Source organism: Pseudomonas mendocina, from assembly GCF_900636545.1.
Taxonomy (GTDB): domain Bacteria; phylum Pseudomonadota; class Gammaproteobacteria; order Pseudomonadales; family Pseudomonadaceae; genus Aquipseudomonas; species Aquipseudomonas mendocina.
In genome coordinates this window covers 3,322,539-3,342,181 of sequence record NZ_LR134290.1, presented here as the reverse complement: position 1 = coordinate 3,342,181, position 19,643 = coordinate 3,322,539, and the positions used below count along the sequence as shown (strand labels likewise).

Sequence of the window (19,643 nt, the reverse complement as noted above, 5' to 3'; positions counted from 1 at the left end):
GCGGCCAGCCCAGGTCTAGACCAGTGGTGAGCGTCCACCCGAGCCACGCTGCGTGCGCCGCAGCAGCGGTATGACGATCAATGCCAAGCGCAGCCAACGGCGCCAACCGCGTCTACGGCCAAGCAGCCCGGCCAACGCCAGCACGCCGCCAGTGAACAAAAATGGTGCATTACCTTTGCGCAGGCGTTGCCCATACTCGCGCACCTGTTGCAGTGGCTGGGTGATCTGCAGGATCTCATGACGCAGCTCCTGGCGATGCATCTCCAGACGCATGCGCAGCACGGCTTTACGCATTTCACGGCGCGATGCGCCTGGGGGCATGTTGGGGGTCATGGCAGCAGTTGCTCGCGGTCACGTTGCAGTTCTTCCAGACTGGCGCTGAAAGGCGTTTCGGCATTGCGCAGACTGACCAGCAGCCAGGCGCCGCAACCGAGCAGGCCCGCGCCATAAAACAGGCATAGACCGGTAGCGACCAGCAGGCGGTGGCTGTCCCAATAGACGATCAGCAGCAGCGCGGAAAGCCCTATGAGCAGCAGCAGGGCGAACGCCAGGCACAAGCCCCCCAGCATCAGGGCGCGCAGAGCCTGGTTGCGCTGGTCCTCGAGTTCGTGCGCCAGCAACGCCACGTGGCCTTGCAGCAGGCCCAGCAGAGCAGCTCCCAGGCGCCGTGGCGATGGTCCGTTGGACATGGGCGAGGTCAACGGCGGCTGATCAGCAGGCCAAGCACCAGGCCGATCGCGGCCGACAGACCCAGTGCCTGCCACGGGTGCTTGTGCACATAGTCCTCAGTGGTGTCGATGGCAATCTTGCCCTGCTCGCGCAAGCTGGCCTCGGCGTCATGCAGGGTTTCGCGAGCGCGGCCCAGGCTGCTGCGGATATCGTCGCGCAGGGCTTCGGCCTGTTCGCCAGCGAGGCTGGCTGAATGTTGAAGGAGCTTCTCGGTGTCGCTGACCAGAGCCTGGAATTCATCCAGCAGGGCGTCCTTGGTGCTTGGAGTGGCGGCTTTGCGTGGCATGGTGAGCAGTCCTCTGCGTTGGGTATGTATGGTTTACGAGTGCTCTGCGGCGCGAGGGTTCCGCAAGAATAGTCGCGAAGTGACCGGTTTGGCATTTGGTATAGCGATTGCATTTTGCTGGTGCGCGAAGGCCGGAAAATGCTCCGCGATGGGGCTTTTCAGGTGCGGCTCAGGATGGTCCATTTCGCGCATAACCATTTGATTAACAAGAAATAAGCACCGATCTGTCGATTTTTTGTGGCGCTATTTTAGTGCTGCTCGACAGCACTCCTTGAGGGCGCGCCCCGCAGCCTGGCTGCATTGTGGTGCGGGTTTTCGCAGATGTGCCTTGGTTTGGTGCCTTTTCTTCTGCCTCCGGAGTTTTCTTCCTCAATGGAAAACATCAACAGCGCCGTGGCCACGCTGATCCACGGCTCGAATACCCTGTTCATCCTGCTGGGTGCGATCATGGTCCTGGCCATGCATGCCGGTTTTGCCTTCCTCGAAGTCGGCACGGTACGGCAGAAGAACCAGGTCAATGCGTTATCGAAGATTCTCTCGGACTTCGCCATTTCCGCACTGGCGTACTTCTTCATCGGTTACTGGATCGCCTATGGCATCAACTTCCTCGAGCCGGCCGCGGTGCTGACCGAGAACCATGGTTATGGCCTGGTTAAGTTCTTCTTCCTGCTGACTTTCGCCGCTGCGATTCCGGCGATCATCTCGGGTGGCATCGCCGAGCGCGCCAAGTTCGGCCCGCAACTGTGCGCTACGGCGCTGATCGTGGCCTTCGTCTATCCCTTCTTCGAGGGCATGATCTGGAACGGCAATTTTGGTCTCCAGGCCTGGCTGGAAGCGCGTTTCGGCGCTGGCTTCCATGACTTCGCGGGGTCGGTAGTGGTGCATGCCATGGGCGGCTGGTTGGCGTTTGGCGCGGTGTTGCTGCTCGGTCGTCGTAATGGTCGTTACCGTGACGGCAAGCTGGTGGCCATTGCGCCCTCGAACATTCCGTTCCTGGCGCTGGGATCGTGGATCCTGATCATCGGCTGGTTCGGCTTCAACGTGATGAGTGCGCAGACGCTCGAGGGCGTCAGTGGCCTGGTGGCGGTCAACTCGCTGATGGCTATGGTGGGCGGTACCGTCGCGGCGCTGCTGGTTGGGCGTAACGACCCAGGCTTCCTGCACAACGGCCCGCTCGCCGGTCTGGTCGCGATCTGTGCCGGCTCGGACCTTATGCACCCGATTGGCGCTCTGGTCACGGGCGCGATTGCCGGCGCTCTGTTCGTCTGGGCCTTCACCGCGACGCAGGTTAAGTGGAAGATCGACGATGTGCTGGGCGTCTGGCCATTGCATGGATTGTGTGGCGTCTGGGGTGGCATCGCCTGCGGTATCTTCGGCCTCGAAGCCTTTGGTGGCCTGGGTGGCGTGAGTCTGGCCAGTCAGGTGATCGGTACCGCGTTGGGGGTGGTAATCGCATTGCTCGGCGGCTTTGCGGTGTACGGCCTGCTCAAGACCTCCCTGGGTATTCGCCTGAGCCAGGAGGAGGAGTACAACGGCGCCGACCTGTCGATTCACAAGATCGGTGCGGTGAGCCAGGACTGAATATCTGCCGAGCGCTGCCCGATCAGCGCCTATGGCGGGCAATAAAAAACCGGGCAATGGCCCGGTTTTTTATTTGATTGCAGATCAGTCGCGACGGCCTTCCACGGCCTTGCCTGCGACGGTGCCTTCCTTGAGCATGATCTGGTATTCCTTGCCGTCGGTTTCCACCTGATGCAGACGAACTAGCAGGTGTCCCCAATCCTTGGCAAACCACAGTACTGTCTTGCGGGTGCTTTGCGTGGGGTCACGCACACGCTCGACCTTGATCGCATCGATCAGACCGGCCTTGGTGCGTACCACTTCCTCGCCCAGTACACGGAAGTCGTAGGTTTCGATCTCGTCACCGTCGACCACCTGGTAGCTCACGCTCTTCTTGCCGGCTGCGACGTCCTGCTGCAGGGCAATCTGGTAGGTCGACTTGTCCAGCAGGCCGCGATTGAGCGGTAAACGTACGGCGTCGCCGCGGTCGCTACCGATGACCTGCTTCTGTTCCCAATCGAAGTCCTGCTCAACCTTTTTGCCTTTGCCCAGCCCGCTGCGGTTGAGGCGGTAGGTCAGTGGCAGCAGTGCGCCGTTGTCGACGCGGAAGGTGCTCTCTTCGGTGAGGCTGGCGACCAGCATCGAGGCTTCGAAGTTGAGAGTCCAGCGACCGTCGTCTTCATGTTTGAGGCTGCGCTCGGCGCTGCCGCTTACCGGCAGTTGCTTCCAGTCCGCGGTGTAGCTGGCGGAGAAAGGCTGCAGGTCCTCGGCAAGGGCCGGCAGGGCGAACAGTGTCATGGCGAACAGCAGGGCACGACGCATAGAGTCTCCTAGGTTCGAATCAGGTGGCCGTTGGCAGGCAACGGCTGGTCATCCAGCATTGCGCCTTGAGCGTCAAGACGCAAGCGGCCTTCGGCAAACCAGCGTACGGCCAGAGGATAGATGTGGTGTTCCTGCTGGTGCACGCGGCTGGCCAGGCTCTCGGCCGTGTCGTCTGCCATCACTGGCAGCACAGCTTGTACGACCAGAGGGCCACCATCGAGTTCCTCGGTGACGAAGTGCACGCTGCAGCCGTGCTCGCTGTCGCCGGCTTCCAGAGCTCGTTGATGCGTGTGTAGACCCTTGTGCTTGGGGAGGAGCGAAGGGTGAATGTTCAGCAGGCGTCCCGCGTAGTGCTGAACGAAGCCCGGCGTAAGAATACGCATGAAGCCGGCCAGCACCACCAGATCGGGCTGGTGGGCATCGATGGCTTGAATCAGCGCCGTATCGAAGGCTTCGCGGCCGTCGAACTGCTTGTGGTCAAGCAGTTCGGTGGCGATACCGGCCTGCTTCGCCCGCTGCAGGCCGTAGGCATCGGCGCGGTTGGAGATAACCGCGGCGATGCGAGCCGGATTGCCGTCGTGGGCGACGCTGTCGATCAGAGCCTGCAGGTTGCTGCCTGACCCGGAGATCAGGACGACGACATTGCAGGGCATCAGTGAGCTTTCAGGTTGTTCAGCTGAACCTGGGCTGCGCCTTCGGCCGCTTCGGTGATCTGACCGATGACCCAGGGCTGCTCGCCGCTGGCGCGCAGGCTGGCCAGGGCTGCATCGACCTGATCCTGAGCGACGCAGATGACCATGCCGACGCCGCAGTTCAGTACGCGGTGCATTTCATGCTCGTCGACGTTGCCTTGTTCCTGCAGCCAGTCGAACACGGCCGGACGATTCCAGCTGGCAACGTCGATCACCGCCTGGGCGCCTTGCGGCAGTACGCGCGGGATGTTGTCCAGCAGACCGCCGCCAGTGATGTGGGCCATGGCCTTGACCGCGCCAGTGTCCTTGATCAGCTTGAGCAGCGGCTTGACGTAGATGCGGGTCGGGGCCATCAGCAGGTCGGCCAGGGCCTTGTCGCCGAGCTGCACCTGCTCGATGTCGGCACCGGAGACTTCGATGATCTTGCGGATCAGCGAGTAGCCGTTGGAATGCGGGCCGGAGGAGGGCAGGGCGATCAGCGCGTCGCCGGTGACGACCTTGGAGCCGTCGATGATTTCGCTCTTTTCCACCACACCGACGCAGAAACCGGCCAGGTCGTAGTCTTCGCCTTCGTACATGCCCGGCATTTCGGCGGTTTCACCACCGACCAGGGAGCAGCCAGCCAGCTCGCAGCCGGCGCCGATGCCGGTGACCACGGTGGCGGCCACATCGACATTGAGTTTGCCGGTGGCGTAGTAGTCAAGGAAGAACAGCGGCTCGGCGCCACAGACCACCAGGTCGTTGACGCACATGGCCACCAGGTCCTGGCCGATGCTGTCGTGCTTGTTCAGGTTCAGCGCCAGGCGCAGCTTGGTGCCGACGCCGTCGGTGCCGGAGACCAGAACCGGTTGCTTGTAACCGGCCGGGATCTCGCACAGGGCGCCAAAGCCACCCAGGCCACCCATGACTTCCGGACGGGCAGTGCGCTTGGCCACGCCTTTGATGCGCTCGACCAGGGCTTCACCGGCATCGATGTCGACGCCTGCGTCCTTGTAGCTGATGGAGGGTTGCTTGCTCATAGATCCGGGCCTTTGGATGGGGAGTTCGTGTAGGCGCCGACGTGACGCAGGCTCATCCAAGGAGCCCGGCGTGCGTACCGGCTGGCGAAGGCGCGCGATTTTATCAGGCTTGCCCGGTAGCGGCCACTCACGCGCGTGCGCTTCGTCGCAGGCACTGGCTCTTGTTGCCGGGGCAGAGGCGGCTGTTTAAGGTATAGGCCTTTGCGCACGCCGCCATCCCTTCGCGAGAGCCCGCCCCATGCGTTTGTCTGTCCGCCTGATGTTCTTCTGTCTGTCGCTCCTGAGCCTGCCGGCATTGGCCGCGCCGGTTGCCGGTTTGTATCAGGTGCGTGAACCTGTAGCGGATCAGCAACCGGAAAGCCGTGACGCGGCGATGCAAAAAGCGCTGCAGACCCTGGTGCTGCGCCTGACGGGCGATGCCAAGGCGTTGCAGAACCCCGGCCTGGAAGGGTTGCGCAAGGACCCGCAGCAAATCGTCAGCCAATACGTTTACGAGGGCGATGCGCTGCTGGTCGAGTTCGATCCGGGCAGTACCGAGCGTCAGCTGCGCCAGGCCGGTCTAGCCTTGTGGGGCGCCAATCGTCCGGCGATCCTGGCCTGGTGGCTCAACGAGGCGCCGGAGGGCAGCCAGCTGGTTGGCGAGAGCCAGAGCGCATCGGCGTTGCTGCGCGATGCCGCGCAACATCGTGGTCTACCACTGCGTTTGCCGCTGGCGGACCTTAGCGAGCAGGCGCTGGGCAGTGCCGATAGCTTGTTGGCCAATGACCCAAAAGCGCTGCGCGAAGCGTCCGAACGTTATGGCGCCGACGCGCTGTTGGCGGTGCGGGCAACTGAAAACGGCGGCAACTGGCAGGCTACCTGGCGCCTGTGGCTGGGAGACGAACGTGAGCAGGGCAAGGCTGAGGCCGCTGATCAGGCTACGTTGGCCGATGCGGTGATGCTGGCGGTAGCCGAGCGTCTGGCCCCGCGTTTTGTCGTCAAGCCCGGTGCGGCGCAAAGCCTGACACTGGTGATCGAAGGCGCTGATCTGGGCCGTTTCGCGGCACTGGAGCGCCTCCTCGAGCCGTTCGCCGCGCGTTTGCAGGAAATCGACGGGCAGCGCCTGGTTTATCAGGTCAGCGCCAGCCCGGAGCAACTGCGCGCGCAGCTGGCATTGGCCCAGCTGCAGGAAGTCAGCGAGCCGCTCGATGCCGCCGAGCCGGTGCAGAGCCCGCAGGAGAGTCCCGCAGATGAGGCGCCTCAGGTGAAGCCGCGCACCGATCAGCTGCGCTTTCGCTGGTAGAATTTTCGCCACAAAAAACAGCCCTGTTTCACGGCGCCTTGCGGGCGCCGTTTCGCATCGAGGACGCGAGCATGACCGATTCCACCCGCTGGCTATGGATGGCTGGGCTGTTTCTGCTTGGCTGGCTCCTGTATCTGCTGCACCCGATTCTTTCCCCCTTCCTGGTGGGCATCCTGCTGGCCTATCTGGGCGATCCTCTGGTCGACCGCCTCGAACGGCATCGCCTGTCGCGTACCGGCGGCGTGGTCGTGGTGTTCGCCCTGTTCGCATTGCTGTTGCTGATTCTCCTGCTGGTGCTGGTGCCCATGCTGGGGCGGCAATTGGTGCGTCTGTATCAACTGGCCCCGGAGATGCTCGACTGGCTGCAAGGCACCGCCTTGCCCTGGTCGCAATCGCACCTCGGGTTGCAGGATGATGTGCTGCAGCTCGATCAGCTCAAGCAGGTATTCGCCGACAACATCGGCAAGACCACCGACGTGCTCAAGGTGGTGCTGGCTCAGGCCACGTCCTCGGGGCTGGCACTACTGGCCTGGCTGGGCAATTTGTTGTTGATCCCGGTGGTGAGCTTCTACCTGATGCGTGATTGGGACGTACTGGTCGAGCGTGTGCGAGGGTTGCTGCCGCGGCAACGCGAGGGGCTGGTTGTCAAGCTGGCGGGCGAATGCCATGAGGTGCTTGGCGCTTTCCTGCGCGGCCAGTTGCTGGTGATGCTGGCCTTGAGCGTGATCTATTCAGTCGGTCTGATGCTGGTCGGGCTGGAGCTCGGCCTGTTGATCGGTGTGCTGGCCGGCCTGGCGAGTATCGTGCCTTATATGGGCTTCATCGTCGGTATCGGTGCAGCGCTGAGTGCAGCGCTGTTCCAGTTCGGCCTGGAGCCCTATCCACTGATCGGCATTGCCGTGGTTTTCATGATCGGTCAGTTGCTCGAAGGTATGGTCCTCACGCCCATGCTGGTGGGCGACCGTATCGGTCTGCATCCGGTCGCGGTGATCTTCGCCATCCTTGCGGGCGGCCAGCTGTTTGGCTTTACCGGTGTGCTGCTGGCCTTGCCGGTTGCTGCGGTGATCATGGTGTTGCTGCGCCATGCGCATGATCTGTACAGGCTTTCGGGGCTGTACGGCGGTTCGCCGCCTGTCGATTGATTTCGCTACAAACGGTTGGCGAAATCATGCTGTGCAAGCTTTGAATCGGTGTGTACGGCTGCTTTGAAAAGGTAGCTGCCTTTGTGAAAACTGAATTGCTAGGGAGCAAACATGGAGTTTTCGACTGTCCAGCTTGGAGTGGATGTGGCCACGAGCCTGGCGATTTTGGCTTCGGCGATCACCTTCATGGTGAACCAGCGGCTGAAAGCCCGAGAGACCAAGCGCCGTCAATTGGACGAATCCGTTCGTGCGGTGACCGTCGATGAGTTTCAGTCTGCGCTGGGCGAGTTGTCGGGCATTTACGTGAAGGAGATCGTCGAGCGCGCCGCCCCCCTGCAGAACTCGGTTGGCGCGGGGCTGGAGCGACTGGAGAAGAGTCTCAGGCTCAATCCCGAACGTTCCGCCGAGTTGCTCGAGTCCATGTCGAGCACCAAGAGGGCCATGGGGGATTTCATCAATTCCATCTGTGCCTACAACTATCAGATCTACCCCTTGCTCGACAGCATTGAGGGCGGCAGTGCGCAGATCACCGAGTTTCGCAGTAGCCTGAATGAGCTGATGGAAGGTTACAACCGCATAGGTGGCGGCTTCGAATCGTTGTTGAAGGAGGTTCGCGCACTTGCCGCCTTCTGCAAGTCCAATCCGTTCGAGGATGCGGATCAGGAACAGCTGCACAAGATGGTGACGTCGATCATCATCGATCCGGATTATCGCCGTTGGGTAGACAGCTTCATCCCTGATGGTTCAGAGGATTTGTATTGGACCCGTATCGAGCAGGGCAGCTTCGCCGGTAATGAAGAGTTGCTCCAGAGCGTTCATGTCAATGTGATCCGTAGCTTCTACCACAACCCTGCGCGCATGGAGACGCAGGTTCTGTGGCTTTCCTACGAGGCGATCGCCGAGGCACGCAAGCGTTGCAAGGAGTTCCTTACCGACATGGCGGCGATCAACTACTGGCTGATCCGCAAGGCCGGCAGCGGGGAGACCTTGCCCGAGGTGATCCGCCGTTATCGTTCACCGGAGGTTTTTGCGGTAGACACGGCCATCCGCTGAACGTTAATGGACCCGGATCGATGGAGCAGCACCCCGGGTGCCCGCTTCATTATCTGAAGTGGCGATAACGCATTGAATTACCAAGGATAGTGCGTCAGTGACACCCCGCGGGGAAGGATATAAACTGCCTCGCCTTTACGGAGAGTCCCACTGCGGTTCCGATGAGCCGCCGAGCACTGCATGAAACCTATCCAGCTGCCTCTGGGGGTGCGTCTGCGCGATGACGCCACCTTCGCCAACTACTACCCCGGCGCCAATGCCGCGGCGCTAGGCTATGTCGAGCGTCTGTGCGAAGCCGATGCAGGCTGGACGGAAAGCCTGATCTATCTGTGGGGTGCCGAAGGTGTCGGGCGCAGTCATCTGCTGCAGGCGGCTTGCCTGCGTTTCGAGCAGCGTGGCGAAGCAGTGGTCTATCTGCCGCTCGGTGAGGTGGTGCAGCATGGCCCGGAGCTGCTCGACAACCTCGAGCTGTGCGAACTGGTCTGCCTTGACGACCTCGACGCTGTGGCGGGGCGCAGTGACTGGGAAGAGGGCCTGTTTCACCTGTTCAACCGCTTGCGCGACAGCGGTCGGCGCTTGCTGCTGGCCGGCACCATGTCACCGCGCGAATTGCCGATTCAATTGCCAGACCTGAAGTCGCGGCTGACCCTGGCGCTGGTTTTCCAACTGCACGAGCTGTCCGACGAGGACAAGCTGCGCGCCCTGCAGCTGCGCGCCTCGCGTCGAGGGTTGCAGATGGGCGACGAAGTGGGTCGTTTCATTCTCACCCGCGGCGAGCGCAGCATGAGCGCGCTGTTCGACTTGCTGGAGCGTCTCGATCAGGCGTCGCTGCAGGCGCAGCGCAAGCTGACCATTCCCTTTCTCAAGGAAACGCTGGGCTGGTGACGCGCCGGTTTTCCAATTCTTGCATGAAGCCGCGAATCGCCTGAGCGCAACGCCGTGGTTGCGTCTGCAGAATGAAGTGCGGTCCTTCCAGACATAATTGACGAATATCGCTGCACGCATGCGCCAGTTGCCTGGCTACCTTGTGTGCAACCAGGCGATCCTGCTGCGGCCATAGATGCAGCGCGGGCAGTTCGAGCCGCTGTTGCGGTGCTCGCAGCGTCGCCAGCGCATGCAGGCGAGCGTGTATCAGTGCCTTGTCCAGGCCACGGATTTCTTCCTGTATCAGGCGCATGATCTGATCGCTCGCGTTCTGGCCAAGGCACATTGCGCGTAGCAGCCACGGCTGGGTAGCGAGTCGCAAGGATATGGGCAGGCACTTCAGCAGGGGCAGGGCGGCACTAGGGGCTGTCAAGAACGAGGCGGCGAAGACCACGCCCTGCAGTCCAGGTGGCTTGCGCATGGCGAGCCGATAAGCAATGGGGCCGGAAAAGGACTCACCCAGCAGCACGAAGGGCGCATTGCCCAGTCGCTCGGCCATCTTTTGCGCCAGGGCGTCATAATCCTGCGGCCCATGCTTCGGTAGGTCGAGGGGCTGGCATTCGATATCCCCAAGCTCGGCGAGCAGGGGGGCGAAGAGAGCGCTGCTGCCATTGAGGCCAGGCAGCAGCACCAGGCGCATCAAGCTTCCCCGGCCTTCTTGCGGTCGTACTGAAAGCGCCAGCGGGTATAGAGCAGGGCGCAGCAGAACAGGCCGAAGCTGATGACCGCCTCCAGGGCACCGAACAGCGCGCGCGCTGGATCAATCGCGGCGAGTACGCCCTGAATGAAGTAGATGTTGACCACGAAGCAGGCCCAGGCGTGAGCACGGGCATTGCCCATGGCGATGCCAGGGGCCAGCAGGGCCAACGGCAGCAGCTGGATGGCCAGTACCACACCGACGCGGGCACCGTGCAGGTCGGCGAAGGCCAGGTTCCATACCAGCAGCAGCGTCAGCAGGGCGACGAAGCTGAACAGGCTCAGCGCTCGGCTGAGTTTTACCCGTGGCTCCAGCCATTCGAGGCTTGGCAGGGGTTTCTTGGCTCGGGCCACGATCAATGCTCCAGTTTGCCGGCGATCTGCGCCAGGCGTTGGCCCAGTGCGCGGCACAGGGCGACTTCATGTTCGTCCAGCGCGCGCTTGCCGTCGCCGCCAGCATGGTGGCTGGGGCCATAGGGCGTGCCGCCGCCGCGAGTTTCGAGCAGCGCCGATTCACTGTAGGGCAGGCCACAGAGCAGCATGCCGTGGTGCAGCAGTGGCAGCATCATCGATAGCAGGGTGGTTTCCTGACCGCCATGCAGGCTGGCGGTGGAGGTGAACACGCCAGCCGGCTTGCCAACCAACTCGCCGGTGAGCCACAGGTTGCTGGTGCCGTCTAGGAAGTACTTGAGCGGCGCGGCCATGTTGCCGAAGCGGGTTGGGCTGCCCAGTGCCAGGCCCGAGCAGTTCTTCAGATCGTCCAGGGTGGCGTACATGGCGCCGTCTTCGGGCACGCTAGGTGCTACGGCCTCGCATTCGCTGGATACTGCCGGTACCGTGCGCAGGCGTGCCTCGAGGCCCGCCATCTCGACGCCGCGGGCAATCTGTCTGGCCATCTGCGCGGTGGCGCCATGGCGGCTGTAGTAGAGCACCAGGATATAGGGCGTATTCATGCCAGCAGCTCCAGGACCTTCTCCGGTGGACGGCCGATGACGGCCTTGTCGCCAGCGATCAGGATCGGGCGCTCGATCAGTTTGGGATGCTTGACCATGGCGTCGATCAGTTGCGCTTCGCTCAGGCTGGTATCGCTCAGGCCCAGTGTCTTGTACTCGTCCTCACCGCTGCGCAGCAGGTCGCGGGCGGGGATGCCCAGCTTGCCCAGCAGGCTCTCGAGTTCGCTGGCGCTGGGTGGCGTTTCCAGATAGCGCACTACGTTCGGTTGCAGGCCGCGGGCTTCGAGCAGTTCCAGAGCTCCGCGGGATTTGGAGCAGCGCGGGTTGTGGTAGAGGGTCAGGTCGGTCATGGTGGCTCGCATCCGGCTTGAAGTGGCGGCTATTCTAACCGCCTGATGCGCGGATGCACGCGAACCGATAGGTTGCTTCGTGCGACCTTTTCACGCGGCGTACTGTCTGTTTAGGTTTGGAGACTAAGGAGAGGTCATGCAGGTTCGTCTCAAGGATTGGCTGGGATTCTGGCTGAGCCTTTACCAGCGCTTCGTGGAGAACCGTGGCGCGGGCAACGCCGCGGCGTTGACCTACACGACGCTGTTCGCCGTGGTGCCGATGATGACCGTGACCTTCGCCATGCTTTCGGCGATTCCGGCTTTCCAGGGCGTCGGCGAGGAGATCCAGGGCTTCATCTTCCACAACTTCGTACCGTCCACCGGCGAGACGGTGCAGGAATACCTGCGCGAGTTCACCACGCAGGCGCGGCAACTGACCTGGTTCGGTGTGGGCCTGCTGGCCGTTACTGCCTTCCTCATGCTGGTGACCATCGAGAAAACCTTCAACGTGATCTGGCGGGTGCGCCAGCCGCGCCGTGGCATGTCCAGTTTCCTGCTCTACTGGGCGATTCTCAGCCTTGGGCCTCTGCTGCTCGGCGCTGGGTTCGCGGTCAGCACTTATATCGCCTCTCTGTCGCTGATTTCCGGGCCGGATGCCGTGGTCGGCGCCAAGACGCTGCTGAGCTTCGCGCCGCTGTTGTCGAGTATCGCTGCCTTCACGCTGCTGTATGCGGCAGTTCCCAATACCCGCGTACCGCTGCGTCACGCGCTGCTGGGTGGCCTGTTCAGTGCCATCCTGTTCGAGATCGCCAAGGCACTGTTCGGCCTCTACGTTCGCCTGTTTCCCGGCTATCACCTGATCTATGGGGCGTTCGCCACGGTGCCGCTGTTCCTGGTGTGGATCTACCTGTCTTGGTTGATCGTGCTGCTGGGTGCCGAGCTGGTGTACGGCCTTTCGCAGCCCAGGTACTGGCGGCGAGAGCCCATTCCCAGAGGATTGACGCTGCTGGTGGTGCTGCGTCTTTTGTTGAAACGCCAGCAAAAGGGCGAAGCCCTGCACTACGGCGATATGCAGCGCGCAGGCTGGCGTTTGCCTGAAGATGAATGGGGCCAGGTGATGGATTTCCTCGAGCGCGAGCACCTTGCATGCAAGGCCAGCGGAGGTGGCTGGGTGTTGTGCCGGGATTTGCACACCTTCCCCGTCTACAAGCTGCTCGAGTGCAGCCCCTGGCCGTTGCCGAGCCTGTCACAACTCCCAGCACAGCTTGATGAGCCCTGGTATCCCGCGCTGCGCGACGGACTGGAGCGTTTGCAGGAGGAGCGAGAGAAGCAATTTGGCGCCAGTCTGGCGGATTGGTTGCCGGGAAAGAGCTGACAATGTTGGCAGGTATACCACGTGACAAAAAACGTCAGTAAACGGCCTTGTCCTGTTGCGCTGTGCCCCAGGCAGCGAGCTGAGCGTCAATAAATTCAGTGTCGGGAAGCTGGCACGCTTCTGGCTATTGCAGGAGCAATTGCTATCGAACTGCCGACAAGGCAGGGATCGCTAAGGATGCATGCAATAATGACAGGCCAAAATAAGGTAGTTCAACTTCATCGACGCGATCCCGAGGAAGCGCTGACGCGGCTCAACCGTATCACCGGGCTGCGCTTTGCTCGCTGGCCGGAGTCGTTGCTCGAGCACGCGATCAGCGAAGAACCGCAGCCTGAAGCCGCCGATTCGAATTCATTGCCTCCGTGCAGCCCGGAAGCTTCTTCCGCTTGAAAGCAAAACCCCGCGACGATGCGCGGGGTTTTGCTTTTCCATGCTGTTTCAGGCCATGGCCTGGCGGCTCTCGCTAATGGCCAGCTCCACGGCCTGAACGAAGAACTCTTCGACGACCAGACTTTGCGCTGGCACCGCCGAGCGCAGGCGTACCTGCATGTCTTCGATCTTCTGCCGCACCGGCATGCGGGCGATGCCCGAGAGCAGAATCTTGCCGTGAGCGTTGACCTTACCATGATCGACATTGACCTCGCGGCGTTTGTCGCCGTCGCGATAGCTCACCAGCAGTGATACCGGCAGGTTGGCCAACCCGGGTAAGTGCAGCCAGGTGGCAATGTTGTATTCGGCCACGCGACCCTCGTAGGGCGTGACCAGCAGGCGAGCGACGTCGACGATGCGCGAGGGCACGGAGCCAATCAGCTTGTCTTGCACGTGGGACATGGTGAAATTCCAGGCAGGGTGAGACTTGAGTGCGAGGAATTATAAGCAGCCACCTGTTGGCGAAACTGTGCACTCGGCGGACAGAGCGCGTGACTGGGGTCGCAGTTTCGCGTATCAGGCCAGGCGCAATGGATGGCGAGTGACCGCCGATGTCTGCAGGTTGCTCTCGGGGAGCGGCACGATTGCCTGGTTGTGTACGTTGGCCAGTTGCAACCACAGATGCTCGTCGACGCTGAACTGGCCATTGGGCAGCCACAGACCGTGGTACCAGCCGTTGCCCGGTGCAGGCGTACTCTGCAATACGCCGGGATGGGTCTGGGCGTTGGGCGCACGGCGCAGCCAAACCGGTCGCGGCAGCCCCTTCAGGTAGCGCAGGCCAAGGTGCAGGCCCTTGCTGCCCTGATGACGCCAACGAACCAGAGCCAGGGTCGGCGTACCGCTGGTAAGCAGCAGAACCAGCTGCCCGACCTGCAGCTGTGCACCTTCATTGGCGTTGCACAGCAGGCGCGCCCCTCCGGGGCTGGCATCGAGCAACTGTGCTTCGGTGCGTTGTGGCAGCTTGTCCAGCAGTTGCGCGTGAATGGCCGGCAGGCCGATCACCAGGCTGCATTGGCCGTCCAGTTCGGCGCGTTCGTGACGACGCTGCTGGCGCCCCAACCAGTGCTGGCGTACGCGTTCGAGAAGCTGGCGCTCCTGAGCGCTTTGCAGCGGCGCCGGTTCGTGCAGTGCGATCAGCAGTGCGCCCAGCTCAAAGCGGCGCAGGTTGGCTGCCTCGCCTTCCACCGGCTGTTCGAATCCCAGGCAGGCCTGGGACTGACTGAGGTCGACAAGCGGACCCTCGGCCTCGTCTTCCTCATCCCAGGATTGCAGCCTGGCCAGCGAGGCCAGCGGTGCGAGCGCGCTGAACAACGTCAGGCATTCGCCTTCATCGAGGTGAAAGGGGTTGCTCAGGGCCAATAGCAGCATCTGCTGGTACAACCCACGCAGGTCGCTGGCCGGCTTCGGTTCGAAGGCCGCAGCGACCGGTTCGTCCAGGCACTGCTGATGTTCGCCGATCCAGTACAGCAAATGGCTGTCACGCCAGAGTGCTGCCGGTGGCTCCTGATAGAGCTGGTAGTGGCGCAGCAACTGTTGGGCGAGGAAATGCTGGGCCATGTACAGGCACCAGGCCAGGTGCGGCAGCGATGGCTGACGGCCTTGCAGAATCTGCAGCAGCAGGCGTTTGAAGCCGATCGCCAGTTCACCGCACAGACGCACGAACAGCGTGCTGGGTGGATGCTGGCGACTGGCGAGGCTGGCGTAATGGCGATACTCGTCACTGAAGCTTTGCAGCGCACGCTGCCTTTCCAGTAAGGTCAGAGCGCTGCGATTGAGCGTGAACAGCAGCCCCAGCACCTCTTGCAGGCCATGTTCCGAGTCCTGGTGACGGGCGGCCGCGAGTCGCTGGGCGATCTCCGCTGGCGATACGCTGTTGTCCTCGCGGATATCCGGTACTTCCAGACGCAGTGCATTGAGCGTCATATCAACCCCGAGTGGACGAGGATCGAGTACATGGGCTTACGGCTCCGGATGGTCGGCAAGGCTGTTTTGGGAATCTGCGCCGGTCTGCTGCTGGTGGCTTGTGCCGAGGATTTCGGCCCTGATCAGCATGGACGAAAGGTAACGGCTGACAGCCTCGATGGCCAGTGGCTAGTTATCAATTATTGGGCCGAATGGTGTGCACCCTGCCGCACGGAAATCCCCGAGCTCAATGCGCTGGAAGATGAGCTGAAAAATCAGTCGGCACGGGTGATCGGTGTCAATTTCGACGCGTTGCAGGGCGATGACCTCAAGCGCGCGGCCGACAGCTTCGATATCCGTTTCACCGTGCTGGCGCAGGACCCGGCAGCGCGTTTTGCACTGCCGCGCAACGACGTGCTGCCGGTGACCTACATCGTCGATGCCGACGGCAAACTGCGTGAACGCCTGGTGGGCGAGCAGACGTCAGCTGGCGTACTGGCGCATCTCGAGCGCTTGCGCAACGAATAGAGCCGCGCCTTGGCGTCGTGAGCCCTGAGTTAGCGTTGCGCAGCGCACATCTCGCATTACCAGCCTGGCACGCCGCTCATGTCTGGCAGATGGTGGGCGATGCCCTTGTGGCAGTCGATACAGGTGGCTTCACCGTTGGCCAGCGCGCTGGAGTGCATCTGCCGGGCGCGTGGGCTCTGCTTGGTGAAATCCATGTAATCGAAGTTGTGGCAGTTACGGCACTCCAGCGAGTCGTTGGCCTTGAGCCGCGCCCATTCGTGCTCGGCCAGCTCACGGCGGTGGGCGAGGAATTTGTCGCGGGTGTTGATGGTGCCGAAGATCTTGCCCCAGACCTCCTTGGAGGCCTGCATCTTGCGCGCGATCTTGTCGGTCCACTGGTGTGGCACGTGACAGTCGGGGCAGGTGGCGCGCACGCCGGAGCGGTTGCTGTAGTGAATGGTGTCCTGCAGCTCGACGTAGACGTTGTCGCGCATCTCGTGGCAGGAAATGCAGAACTGCTCGGTGTTGGTGGCTTCCAGCGCGGTGTTGAAGCCGCCCCAGAAGATGATCCCGGCGATGAAGCCGCCGAGGCTGAGAAAGCCCAGGCTGTAATGCACGCTCGGACGACGCAGGATGCCCCAGTATTCCTTCAGCAGGGCCAATAGTGACTTCATGTGGCCTCCTCAGGGTTTCGCCGCGCCGGCTGCTTCGTCTTCGAGCAGGTGGTCGATATTGCGGAAGCTGTTGCCGACCAGAGGTTTGACCTCCTGCTGGGTGACATGGCACTGGGTGCAGAAGTAGCGCCGCGGCGACACGGCAGCGAGCGGCTGGCCGTCGCGGTCCATGTAATGGGTGATGCTGATCATCGGCGCTTGGCTGCGGGCGCTGCCGGCCCGGCTGTGGCAGGTCAGGCACTTGTTGCCGTTGGCATCGACTTGGTAGCCGCGGATGCTATGCGGAATGGTCGGTGGCTGTTCCGGGTAGTTGCGCTCGCGGCGCACGTCCTTGTTTTCCTCGTTGCCCAGCACCGGTGCCGGCAGTGTCTGGCTGAGGGTGCCGCCTGGGCGGCGACCGTCCGGCGCGGGAGCGTCGAGCGGGTAATTTAGCTCGCCGGCGATGGCAAGGCCAAAGGCGGCAAGCAGTAGCAGAGGTAGAAAACGCAGGCTCATGACGGTTCTCCTCAGGCCAGGCTGACCAGTTCGATCTTCACCGCACACTTCTTGTAGTCGGTCTGCTTGGAGATCGGATCGGTGGCGTCCAGAGTGACCTTGTTGATCAGTTTGTTGGCATCGAAGAACGGCACGAAAACCAGGCCGCGTGGCGGCTTGTTGCGCCCACGGGTTTCAATGCGGGCACGGATTTCACCGCGCCGGCTGATCACCTTGACCTCGCTACCACGTCGCGCCTTGAGCGTCTTGGCGTCGTCCGGGTGCATGTACACGAGCGCGTCAGGCACGGCGCCATGCAGTTCTTCGACACGCTGGGTCATGCTGCCGGTATGCCAGTGCTCCAGCACGCGGCCGGTGCTGAGCCAGAACGGGAACTCGTCATCCGGTGCCTCAGCTGGCGGCTCGTAGGGCAGGGCGAAGATCAGTGCCCGTTTGTCCGGGTAGCCGTAGAACTGTACGCCGCTGCCTTTCTCCACGTAGGGGTCGAGGCCCTCGCGGTAGCGCCAGCGTGTCTCCTTGCCGTCGACCACTGGCCAGCGCAGGCCACGTGCAGCGTGATAGCTGTCGAACGGCGCCAGGTCATGGGCGTGCCCGCGGCCGAACTGGGCGTACTCCTCGAACAGCCCCTTCTGCAGATAGAAGCCAAAGGCCGCCGCTTCGTCATTGAGGTAGCCGGTCTCGATCTGCTCACTGGAGAACTGGTCGACCTGGCCATTGGCGAACAACACCTGATAGAGCGTCTTGCCCCTGTAGGTCGGAGCCTTGGCCAGCAGTTCGGCGGGCCAGACCTCGTCGGTGGTAAAACGCTTGGAGAATTCCACCAGTTGCCAGAGGTCGGACCTGGCCTCGCCGGGGGCTTTCACCAGTTGATGCCAGAACTGCGTGCGGCGTTCGGCGTTGCCATAGGCACCTTCCTTTTCCACCCACATGGCGCTGGGCAGGATCAGGTCGGCGGCCTGGGCCGAGACGGTGGGGTAGACGTCGGAGACGACGACGAAGGCCTGCGGGTTGCGCCAGCCCGGCAGGACCTCCTGCATGATGTTGGGGCCGGCCTGCATGTTGTTGCTGACCTGCGTCCAGTAGACCTTGAGCACACCATCCTTGAGCTTGCGGCTCTGCTCCACGGCATGGAAGCCGGGCTTCTCCTGAATGGTGCCGGCTGGCAGTTTCCAGATTTTTTCGGCGGTTTCGCGGTGCTTGGGATTGGCCACCAGCATGTCGGCGGGCAGGCGGTGGGAGAAGGTACCCACTTCGCGTGCGGTGCCGCAGGCCGAGGGCTGGCCGGTCAGCGAGAACGGGCTGTTGCCCGGTTCGCTGATCTTGCCGGTGAGCAGGTGGATGTTGTAGATCAGGTTGTTGGCCCAGACACCACGGGTGTGCTGGTTGAAGCCCATGGTCCAGAACGACACCACCTTGCGCTGCGGATCGGCGTACAGCTCAGCCAGCGCCTTGAGGCGCTCGGCCGGGACGCCCGATTCCTTCGCGGTGCGCTCCAGCGTGTAGGGTTTTACGAAGGCAGCGAACTGCTCGAAGGACATGTCTTCCCAGGTATTGGCCTTGGCGACGTTCTTGGCCTGCATCTCCAGCGGATCGTCGGCGCGCAGGCCATAGCCGATATCGTCGGCACCGCGGGCGAACTTGGTGTGCTTGTCGACGAAGTCCTTGTTCACCGCGCCACTTTCGATGATGTGGTTGGCGATGTAGTTGAGAATCAGCAGATCGGTCTGCGGTTTGAACACCAGCGGGATATCGGCCAGGTCGAAGCTGCGGTGCTCGAAGGTGGAAAGCACGGCGACCTTGGTGTTCGGATGGCTTAGTCGGCGATCGGTGACCCGGCTCCAGAGGATCGGATGCATCTCCGCCATGTTCGAGCCCCACAGCACGAAGGCGTCGGTGGCCTCGATGTCGTCGTAGCAGCCCATCGGCTCGTCCATGCCGAAGGTACGCATGAAGCCCATCACCGCCGACGCCATGCAGTGGCGGGCGTTGGGGTCGATGTTGTTGCTGCGAAAGCCGGCTTTCATCAGCTTGTTGGCGGCGTAGCCTTCCCACACCGTCCACTGGCCGGAGCCGAACATGCCGACAGCCTCCGGGCCATGCTCGGCGATGGCCTGCTTGATCTTCTGCGCCATGATGTCGAAGGCCTGGTCCCAGCTCACTGGCTGGAATTCGCCCTGCTTGTCGTACACACCGTTCTTCATACGCAGCAGCGGCTGAGTGAGGCGGTCGACGCCGTACATGATCTTCGACAGGAAGTAACCCTTGACGCAGTTCAGGCCGCGGTTGACCTCGGCCTTGACGTCGCCGTGGGTGGCCACCACGCGGTTGTCGCGGGTGGCGACCATCACGCTGCAGCCGGTGCCGCAGAAGCGGCAGGGCGCCTTGTTCCAGTCCAGGCGGGTCATGTCCGCCTCGGTGATCAGGTTGCTGGCGGTACTGGCGATGGGCAGGCCGGCCGCCGCTGCGGCGATGGCAGCGGCGTTGGCTTTGGCAAATTCACGGCGGGTTAGCTTCATTCTGTATCTCCTTCTGTATCGAGGAGTTCGTGGTAAACCAGGGCTGCATTAAGCACGCCAGGCAACGCGTTGATCTGTTCTATGCGCGCGAGGATGTGGCGCTCGTGCTCGGTTTCCAGCACCACCACCAGCTTGCCCTGAGGACTTTCCTGGTGCAGTTCGAGACCATCTAGCTGGCGCAGGTTGGTCTTCACCGCTGCGAGCAGTTCGGGCCGTACGTGTACCAGCAGGCTGGATATGTGCAGGGGGGCGGCCATG

Annotated in this window: 23 protein-coding genes; 7 read left to right on the top strand and 16 right to left on the bottom strand. The window is 62.4% G+C overall.

The genetic code is table 11. The features are described 5' to 3' along the window. Positions 1–15 precede the first annotated feature (15 nt). Genes EL191_RS15470 through EL191_RS15460 form a run of 3 tightly spaced genes read right to left on the bottom strand, consistent with a single transcriptional unit; the run spans position 16 to position 1,015 of the window. On the bottom strand, positions 16–333 hold the full coding sequence (locus EL191_RS15470; RefSeq protein WP_041769527.1) for a hypothetical protein: 318 nt from the start codon (positions 331–333) through the stop codon (positions 16–18). Beyond that, the gene (locus tag EL191_RS15465; protein ID WP_013716375.1) at positions 330–689 is read right to left on the bottom strand and encodes a phage holin family protein; all 360 of its coding nucleotides are present in this window, start codon (positions 687–689) and stop codon (positions 330–332) included. Before EL191_RS15465 ends, EL191_RS15470 begins: the two co-directional genes overlap by 4 nt. 8 nt (positions 690–697) lie before the next feature. Continuing rightward, positions 698–1,015 (bottom strand): DUF883 family protein, encoded by a 318-nt coding sequence (locus tag EL191_RS15460; protein WP_013716374.1) that lies wholly within the window; start codon positions 1,013–1,015, stop codon positions 698–700. A gap of 372 nt (positions 1,016–1,387) precedes the next feature. Here EL191_RS15460 and EL191_RS15455 point away from each other — a divergent pair, with 372 nt between their 5' ends. Then, entirely contained in the window at positions 1,388–2,596 is a 1,209-nt protein-coding gene (locus tag EL191_RS15455; RefSeq protein WP_041981044.1) for an ammonium transporter, read from the top strand. An 84-nt stretch (positions 2,597–2,680) separates the two neighbouring features. On the opposite strand, the gene EL191_RS15450 is transcribed toward EL191_RS15455, so the two are convergent. Genes EL191_RS15450 through purM form a run of 3 tightly spaced genes read right to left on the bottom strand, consistent with a single transcriptional unit; the run spans position 2,681 to position 5,108 of the window. Then, positions 2,681–3,397 carry a DUF3108 domain-containing protein gene (locus EL191_RS15450; protein WP_013716372.1) on the bottom strand — a complete coding sequence of 239 codons (717 nt, stop codon included), beginning with the start codon at positions 3,395–3,397 and terminating at the stop codon, positions 2,681–2,683. Positions 3,398–3,405: 8 nt separating this feature from the next. Then, positions 3,406–4,050, bottom strand: coding sequence for a phosphoribosylglycinamide formyltransferase (gene purN, locus EL191_RS15445; protein ID WP_041981043.1), 645 nt, complete (start codon positions 4,048–4,050; stop codon positions 3,406–3,408). Then, entirely contained in the window at positions 4,050–5,108 is a 1,059-nt protein-coding gene (purM, locus tag EL191_RS15440; RefSeq protein ID WP_017363755.1) for a phosphoribosylformylglycinamidine cyclo-ligase, read from the bottom strand. Before purM ends, purN begins: the two co-directional genes overlap by 1 nt. Positions 5,109–5,346: 238 nt before the next feature. Between purM and EL191_RS15435 the strand changes: the two genes are divergently transcribed. The 4 genes from EL191_RS15435 to hda all read left to right on the top strand — a co-directional run bounded on the left by EL191_RS15435 (position 5,347) and on the right by hda (position 9,470). Further along, the gene (locus EL191_RS15435) at positions 5,347–6,390 is read left to right on the top strand and encodes a DUF2066 domain-containing protein (protein WP_041981042.1); all 1,044 of its coding nucleotides are present in this window, start codon (positions 5,347–5,349) and stop codon (positions 6,388–6,390) included. Between the two features lie 71 nt (positions 6,391–6,461). Continuing rightward, the gene (locus EL191_RS15430) at positions 6,462–7,532 is read left to right on the top strand and encodes an AI-2E family transporter (RefSeq protein ID WP_013716368.1); all 1,071 of its coding nucleotides are present in this window, start codon (positions 6,462–6,464) and stop codon (positions 7,530–7,532) included. A 111-nt stretch (positions 7,533–7,643) separates the two neighbouring features. Then, a complete protein-coding gene (locus EL191_RS15425) occupies positions 7,644–8,585 on the top strand; it encodes a hypothetical protein (protein WP_017363753.1) in 942 nt (313 codons plus the stop codon). 180 nt (positions 8,586–8,765) lie between these two features. Further along, positions 8,766–9,470, top strand: coding sequence for a DnaA regulatory inactivator Hda (gene hda / locus EL191_RS15420; RefSeq protein ID WP_013716366.1), 705 nt, complete (start codon positions 8,766–8,768; stop codon positions 9,468–9,470). On the opposite strand, the gene EL191_RS15415 is transcribed toward hda, so the two are convergent. From EL191_RS15415 to arsC, 4 genes are read right to left on the bottom strand one after another with little or no spacing between them, the layout of a single operon-like run. Further along, positions 9,448–10,149, bottom strand: coding sequence for an alpha/beta fold hydrolase (locus EL191_RS15415; protein WP_017363752.1), 702 nt, complete (start codon positions 10,147–10,149; stop codon positions 9,448–9,450). The genes hda and EL191_RS15415 overlap by 23 nt on opposite strands. Beyond that, a complete protein-coding gene (locus tag EL191_RS15410) occupies positions 10,149–10,559 on the bottom strand; it encodes a DUF2069 domain-containing protein (protein WP_026042238.1) in 411 nt (136 codons plus the stop codon). The genes EL191_RS15415 and EL191_RS15410 overlap by 1 nt, the downstream gene beginning before the upstream one ends. Before the next feature lie 2 nt (positions 10,560–10,561). Beyond that, positions 10,562–11,158 carry an NAD(P)H:quinone oxidoreductase gene (wrbA, locus tag EL191_RS15405; protein WP_041981041.1) on the bottom strand — a complete coding sequence of 199 codons (597 nt, stop codon included), beginning with the start codon at positions 11,156–11,158 and terminating at the stop codon, positions 10,562–10,564. Further along, complete coding sequence (arsC, locus tag EL191_RS15400) at positions 11,155–11,508, bottom strand: arsenate reductase (glutaredoxin) (RefSeq protein ID WP_041981067.1); 354 nt, start codon at positions 11,506–11,508, stop codon at positions 11,155–11,157. The genes wrbA and arsC overlap by 4 nt, the downstream gene beginning before the upstream one ends. A 136-nt stretch (positions 11,509–11,644) precedes the next feature. Between arsC and EL191_RS15395 the strand changes: the two genes are divergently transcribed. After that, a complete protein-coding gene (locus EL191_RS15395) occupies positions 11,645–12,862 on the top strand; it encodes a YihY family inner membrane protein (protein WP_013716361.1) in 1,218 nt (405 codons plus the stop codon). Between the two features lie 438 nt (positions 12,863–13,300). Here the strand turns inward: EL191_RS15395 and EL191_RS15385 are convergent, their stop codons facing one another. Beyond that, positions 13,301–13,693: a hypothetical protein gene (locus tag EL191_RS15385; RefSeq protein WP_013716359.1), complete on the bottom strand. Its 393-nt coding sequence runs from the start codon at positions 13,691–13,693 to the stop codon at positions 13,301–13,303. A gap of 114 nt (positions 13,694–13,807) precedes the next feature. Beyond that, on the bottom strand, positions 13,808–15,214 hold the full coding sequence (locus EL191_RS15380; RefSeq protein ID WP_041981040.1) for a PilZ domain-containing protein: 1,407 nt from the start codon (positions 15,212–15,214) through the stop codon (positions 13,808–13,810). Between the two features lie 48 nt (positions 15,215–15,262). Between EL191_RS15380 and EL191_RS15375 the strand changes: the two genes are divergently transcribed. Then, positions 15,263–15,721, top strand: a complete 459-nt coding sequence (locus EL191_RS15375; protein WP_013716357.1) for a TlpA disulfide reductase family protein — start codon at positions 15,263–15,265, stop codon at positions 15,719–15,721. A 56-nt stretch (positions 15,722–15,777) separates the two neighbouring features. On the opposite strand, the gene EL191_RS15370 is transcribed toward EL191_RS15375, so the two are convergent. From EL191_RS15370 to EL191_RS15355, 4 genes are read right to left on the bottom strand one after another with little or no spacing between them, the layout of a single operon-like run. Then, positions 15,778–16,374: a cytochrome c3 family protein gene (locus EL191_RS15370; RefSeq protein ID WP_041981039.1), complete on the bottom strand. Its 597-nt coding sequence runs from the start codon at positions 16,372–16,374 to the stop codon at positions 15,778–15,780. 9 nt (positions 16,375–16,383) lie between these two features. Beyond that, positions 16,384–16,869 (bottom strand): nitrate reductase cytochrome c-type subunit, encoded by a 486-nt coding sequence (locus tag EL191_RS15365; RefSeq protein WP_017363746.1) that lies wholly within the window; start codon positions 16,867–16,869, stop codon positions 16,384–16,386. An 11-nt stretch (positions 16,870–16,880) separates the two neighbouring features. Then, positions 16,881–19,385 (bottom strand): nitrate reductase catalytic subunit NapA, encoded by a 2,505-nt coding sequence (gene napA, locus EL191_RS15360; protein WP_041981038.1) that lies wholly within the window; start codon positions 19,383–19,385, stop codon positions 16,881–16,883. Next, on the bottom strand, positions 19,382–19,642 hold the full coding sequence (locus EL191_RS15355; protein ID WP_017363744.1) for a chaperone NapD: 261 nt from the start codon (positions 19,640–19,642) through the stop codon (positions 19,382–19,384). Before EL191_RS15355 ends, napA begins: the two co-directional genes overlap by 4 nt. Position 19,643: the final 1 nt, after the last annotated feature.

Excerpts from the sequence above, each read along its gene's own strand:
- EL191_RS15375 (WP_013716357.1), top strand. The coding sequence starts at position 15,263 with ATGGTCGGCAAGGCTGTTTTGGGAATCTGCGCCGGTCTGCTGCTGGTG.
- EL191_RS15435 (WP_041981042.1), top strand. The coding sequence starts at position 5,347 with ATGCGTTTGTCTGTCCGCCTGATGTTCTTCTGTCTGTCGCTCCTGAGC.
- wrbA (WP_041981041.1), bottom strand. The coding sequence starts at position 11,158 with ATGAATACGCCCTATATCCTGGTGCTCTACTACAGCCGCCATGGCGCC.
- EL191_RS15470 (WP_041769527.1), bottom strand. The coding sequence starts at position 333 with ATGACCCCCAACATGCCCCCAGGCGCATCGCGCCGTGAAATGCGTAAA.
- purM (WP_017363755.1), bottom strand. The coding sequence starts at position 5,108 with ATGAGCAAGCAACCCTCCATCAGCTACAAGGACGCAGGCGTCGACATC.
- EL191_RS15455 (WP_041981044.1), top strand. The coding sequence starts at position 1,388 with ATGGAAAACATCAACAGCGCCGTGGCCACGCTGATCCACGGCTCGAAT.
- hda (WP_013716366.1), top strand. The coding sequence starts at position 8,766 with ATGAAACCTATCCAGCTGCCTCTGGGGGTGCGTCTGCGCGATGACGCC.
- EL191_RS15385 (WP_013716359.1), bottom strand. The coding sequence starts at position 13,693 with ATGTCCCACGTGCAAGACAAGCTGATTGGCTCCGTGCCCTCGCGCATC.
- napA (WP_041981038.1), bottom strand. The coding sequence starts at position 19,385 with ATGAAGCTAACCCGCCGTGAATTTGCCAAAGCCAACGCCGCTGCCATC.
- EL191_RS15395 (WP_013716361.1), top strand. The coding sequence starts at position 11,645 with ATGCAGGTTCGTCTCAAGGATTGGCTGGGATTCTGGCTGAGCCTTTAC.
- EL191_RS15380 (WP_041981040.1), bottom strand. The coding sequence starts at position 15,214 with ATGACGCTCAATGCACTGCGTCTGGAAGTACCGGATATCCGCGAGGAC.
- EL191_RS15355 (WP_017363744.1), bottom strand. The coding sequence starts at position 19,642 with ATGGCCGCCCCCCTGCACATATCCAGCCTGCTGGTACACGTACGGCCC.
- EL191_RS15425 (WP_017363753.1), top strand. The coding sequence starts at position 7,644 with ATGGAGTTTTCGACTGTCCAGCTTGGAGTGGATGTGGCCACGAGCCTG.
- arsC (WP_041981067.1), bottom strand. The coding sequence starts at position 11,508 with ATGACCGACCTGACCCTCTACCACAACCCGCGCTGCTCCAAATCCCGC.
- EL191_RS15370 (WP_041981039.1), bottom strand. The coding sequence starts at position 16,374 with ATGAAGTCACTATTGGCCCTGCTGAAGGAATACTGGGGCATCCTGCGT.
- EL191_RS15415 (WP_017363752.1), bottom strand. The coding sequence starts at position 10,149 with ATGCGCCTGGTGCTGCTGCCTGGCCTCAATGGCAGCAGCGCTCTCTTC.
- EL191_RS15460 (WP_013716374.1), bottom strand. The coding sequence starts at position 1,015 with ATGCCACGCAAAGCCGCCACTCCAAGCACCAAGGACGCCCTGCTGGAT.
- EL191_RS15430 (WP_013716368.1), top strand. The coding sequence starts at position 6,462 with ATGACCGATTCCACCCGCTGGCTATGGATGGCTGGGCTGTTTCTGCTT.
- EL191_RS15365 (WP_017363746.1), bottom strand. The coding sequence starts at position 16,869 with ATGAGCCTGCGTTTTCTACCTCTGCTACTGCTTGCCGCCTTTGGCCTT.
- EL191_RS15465 (WP_013716375.1), bottom strand. The coding sequence starts at position 689 with ATGTCCAACGGACCATCGCCACGGCGCCTGGGAGCTGCTCTGCTGGGC.
- EL191_RS15450 (WP_013716372.1), bottom strand. The coding sequence starts at position 3,397 with ATGCGTCGTGCCCTGCTGTTCGCCATGACACTGTTCGCCCTGCCGGCC.
- purN (WP_041981043.1), bottom strand. The coding sequence starts at position 4,050 with ATGCCCTGCAATGTCGTCGTCCTGATCTCCGGGTCAGGCAGCAACCTG.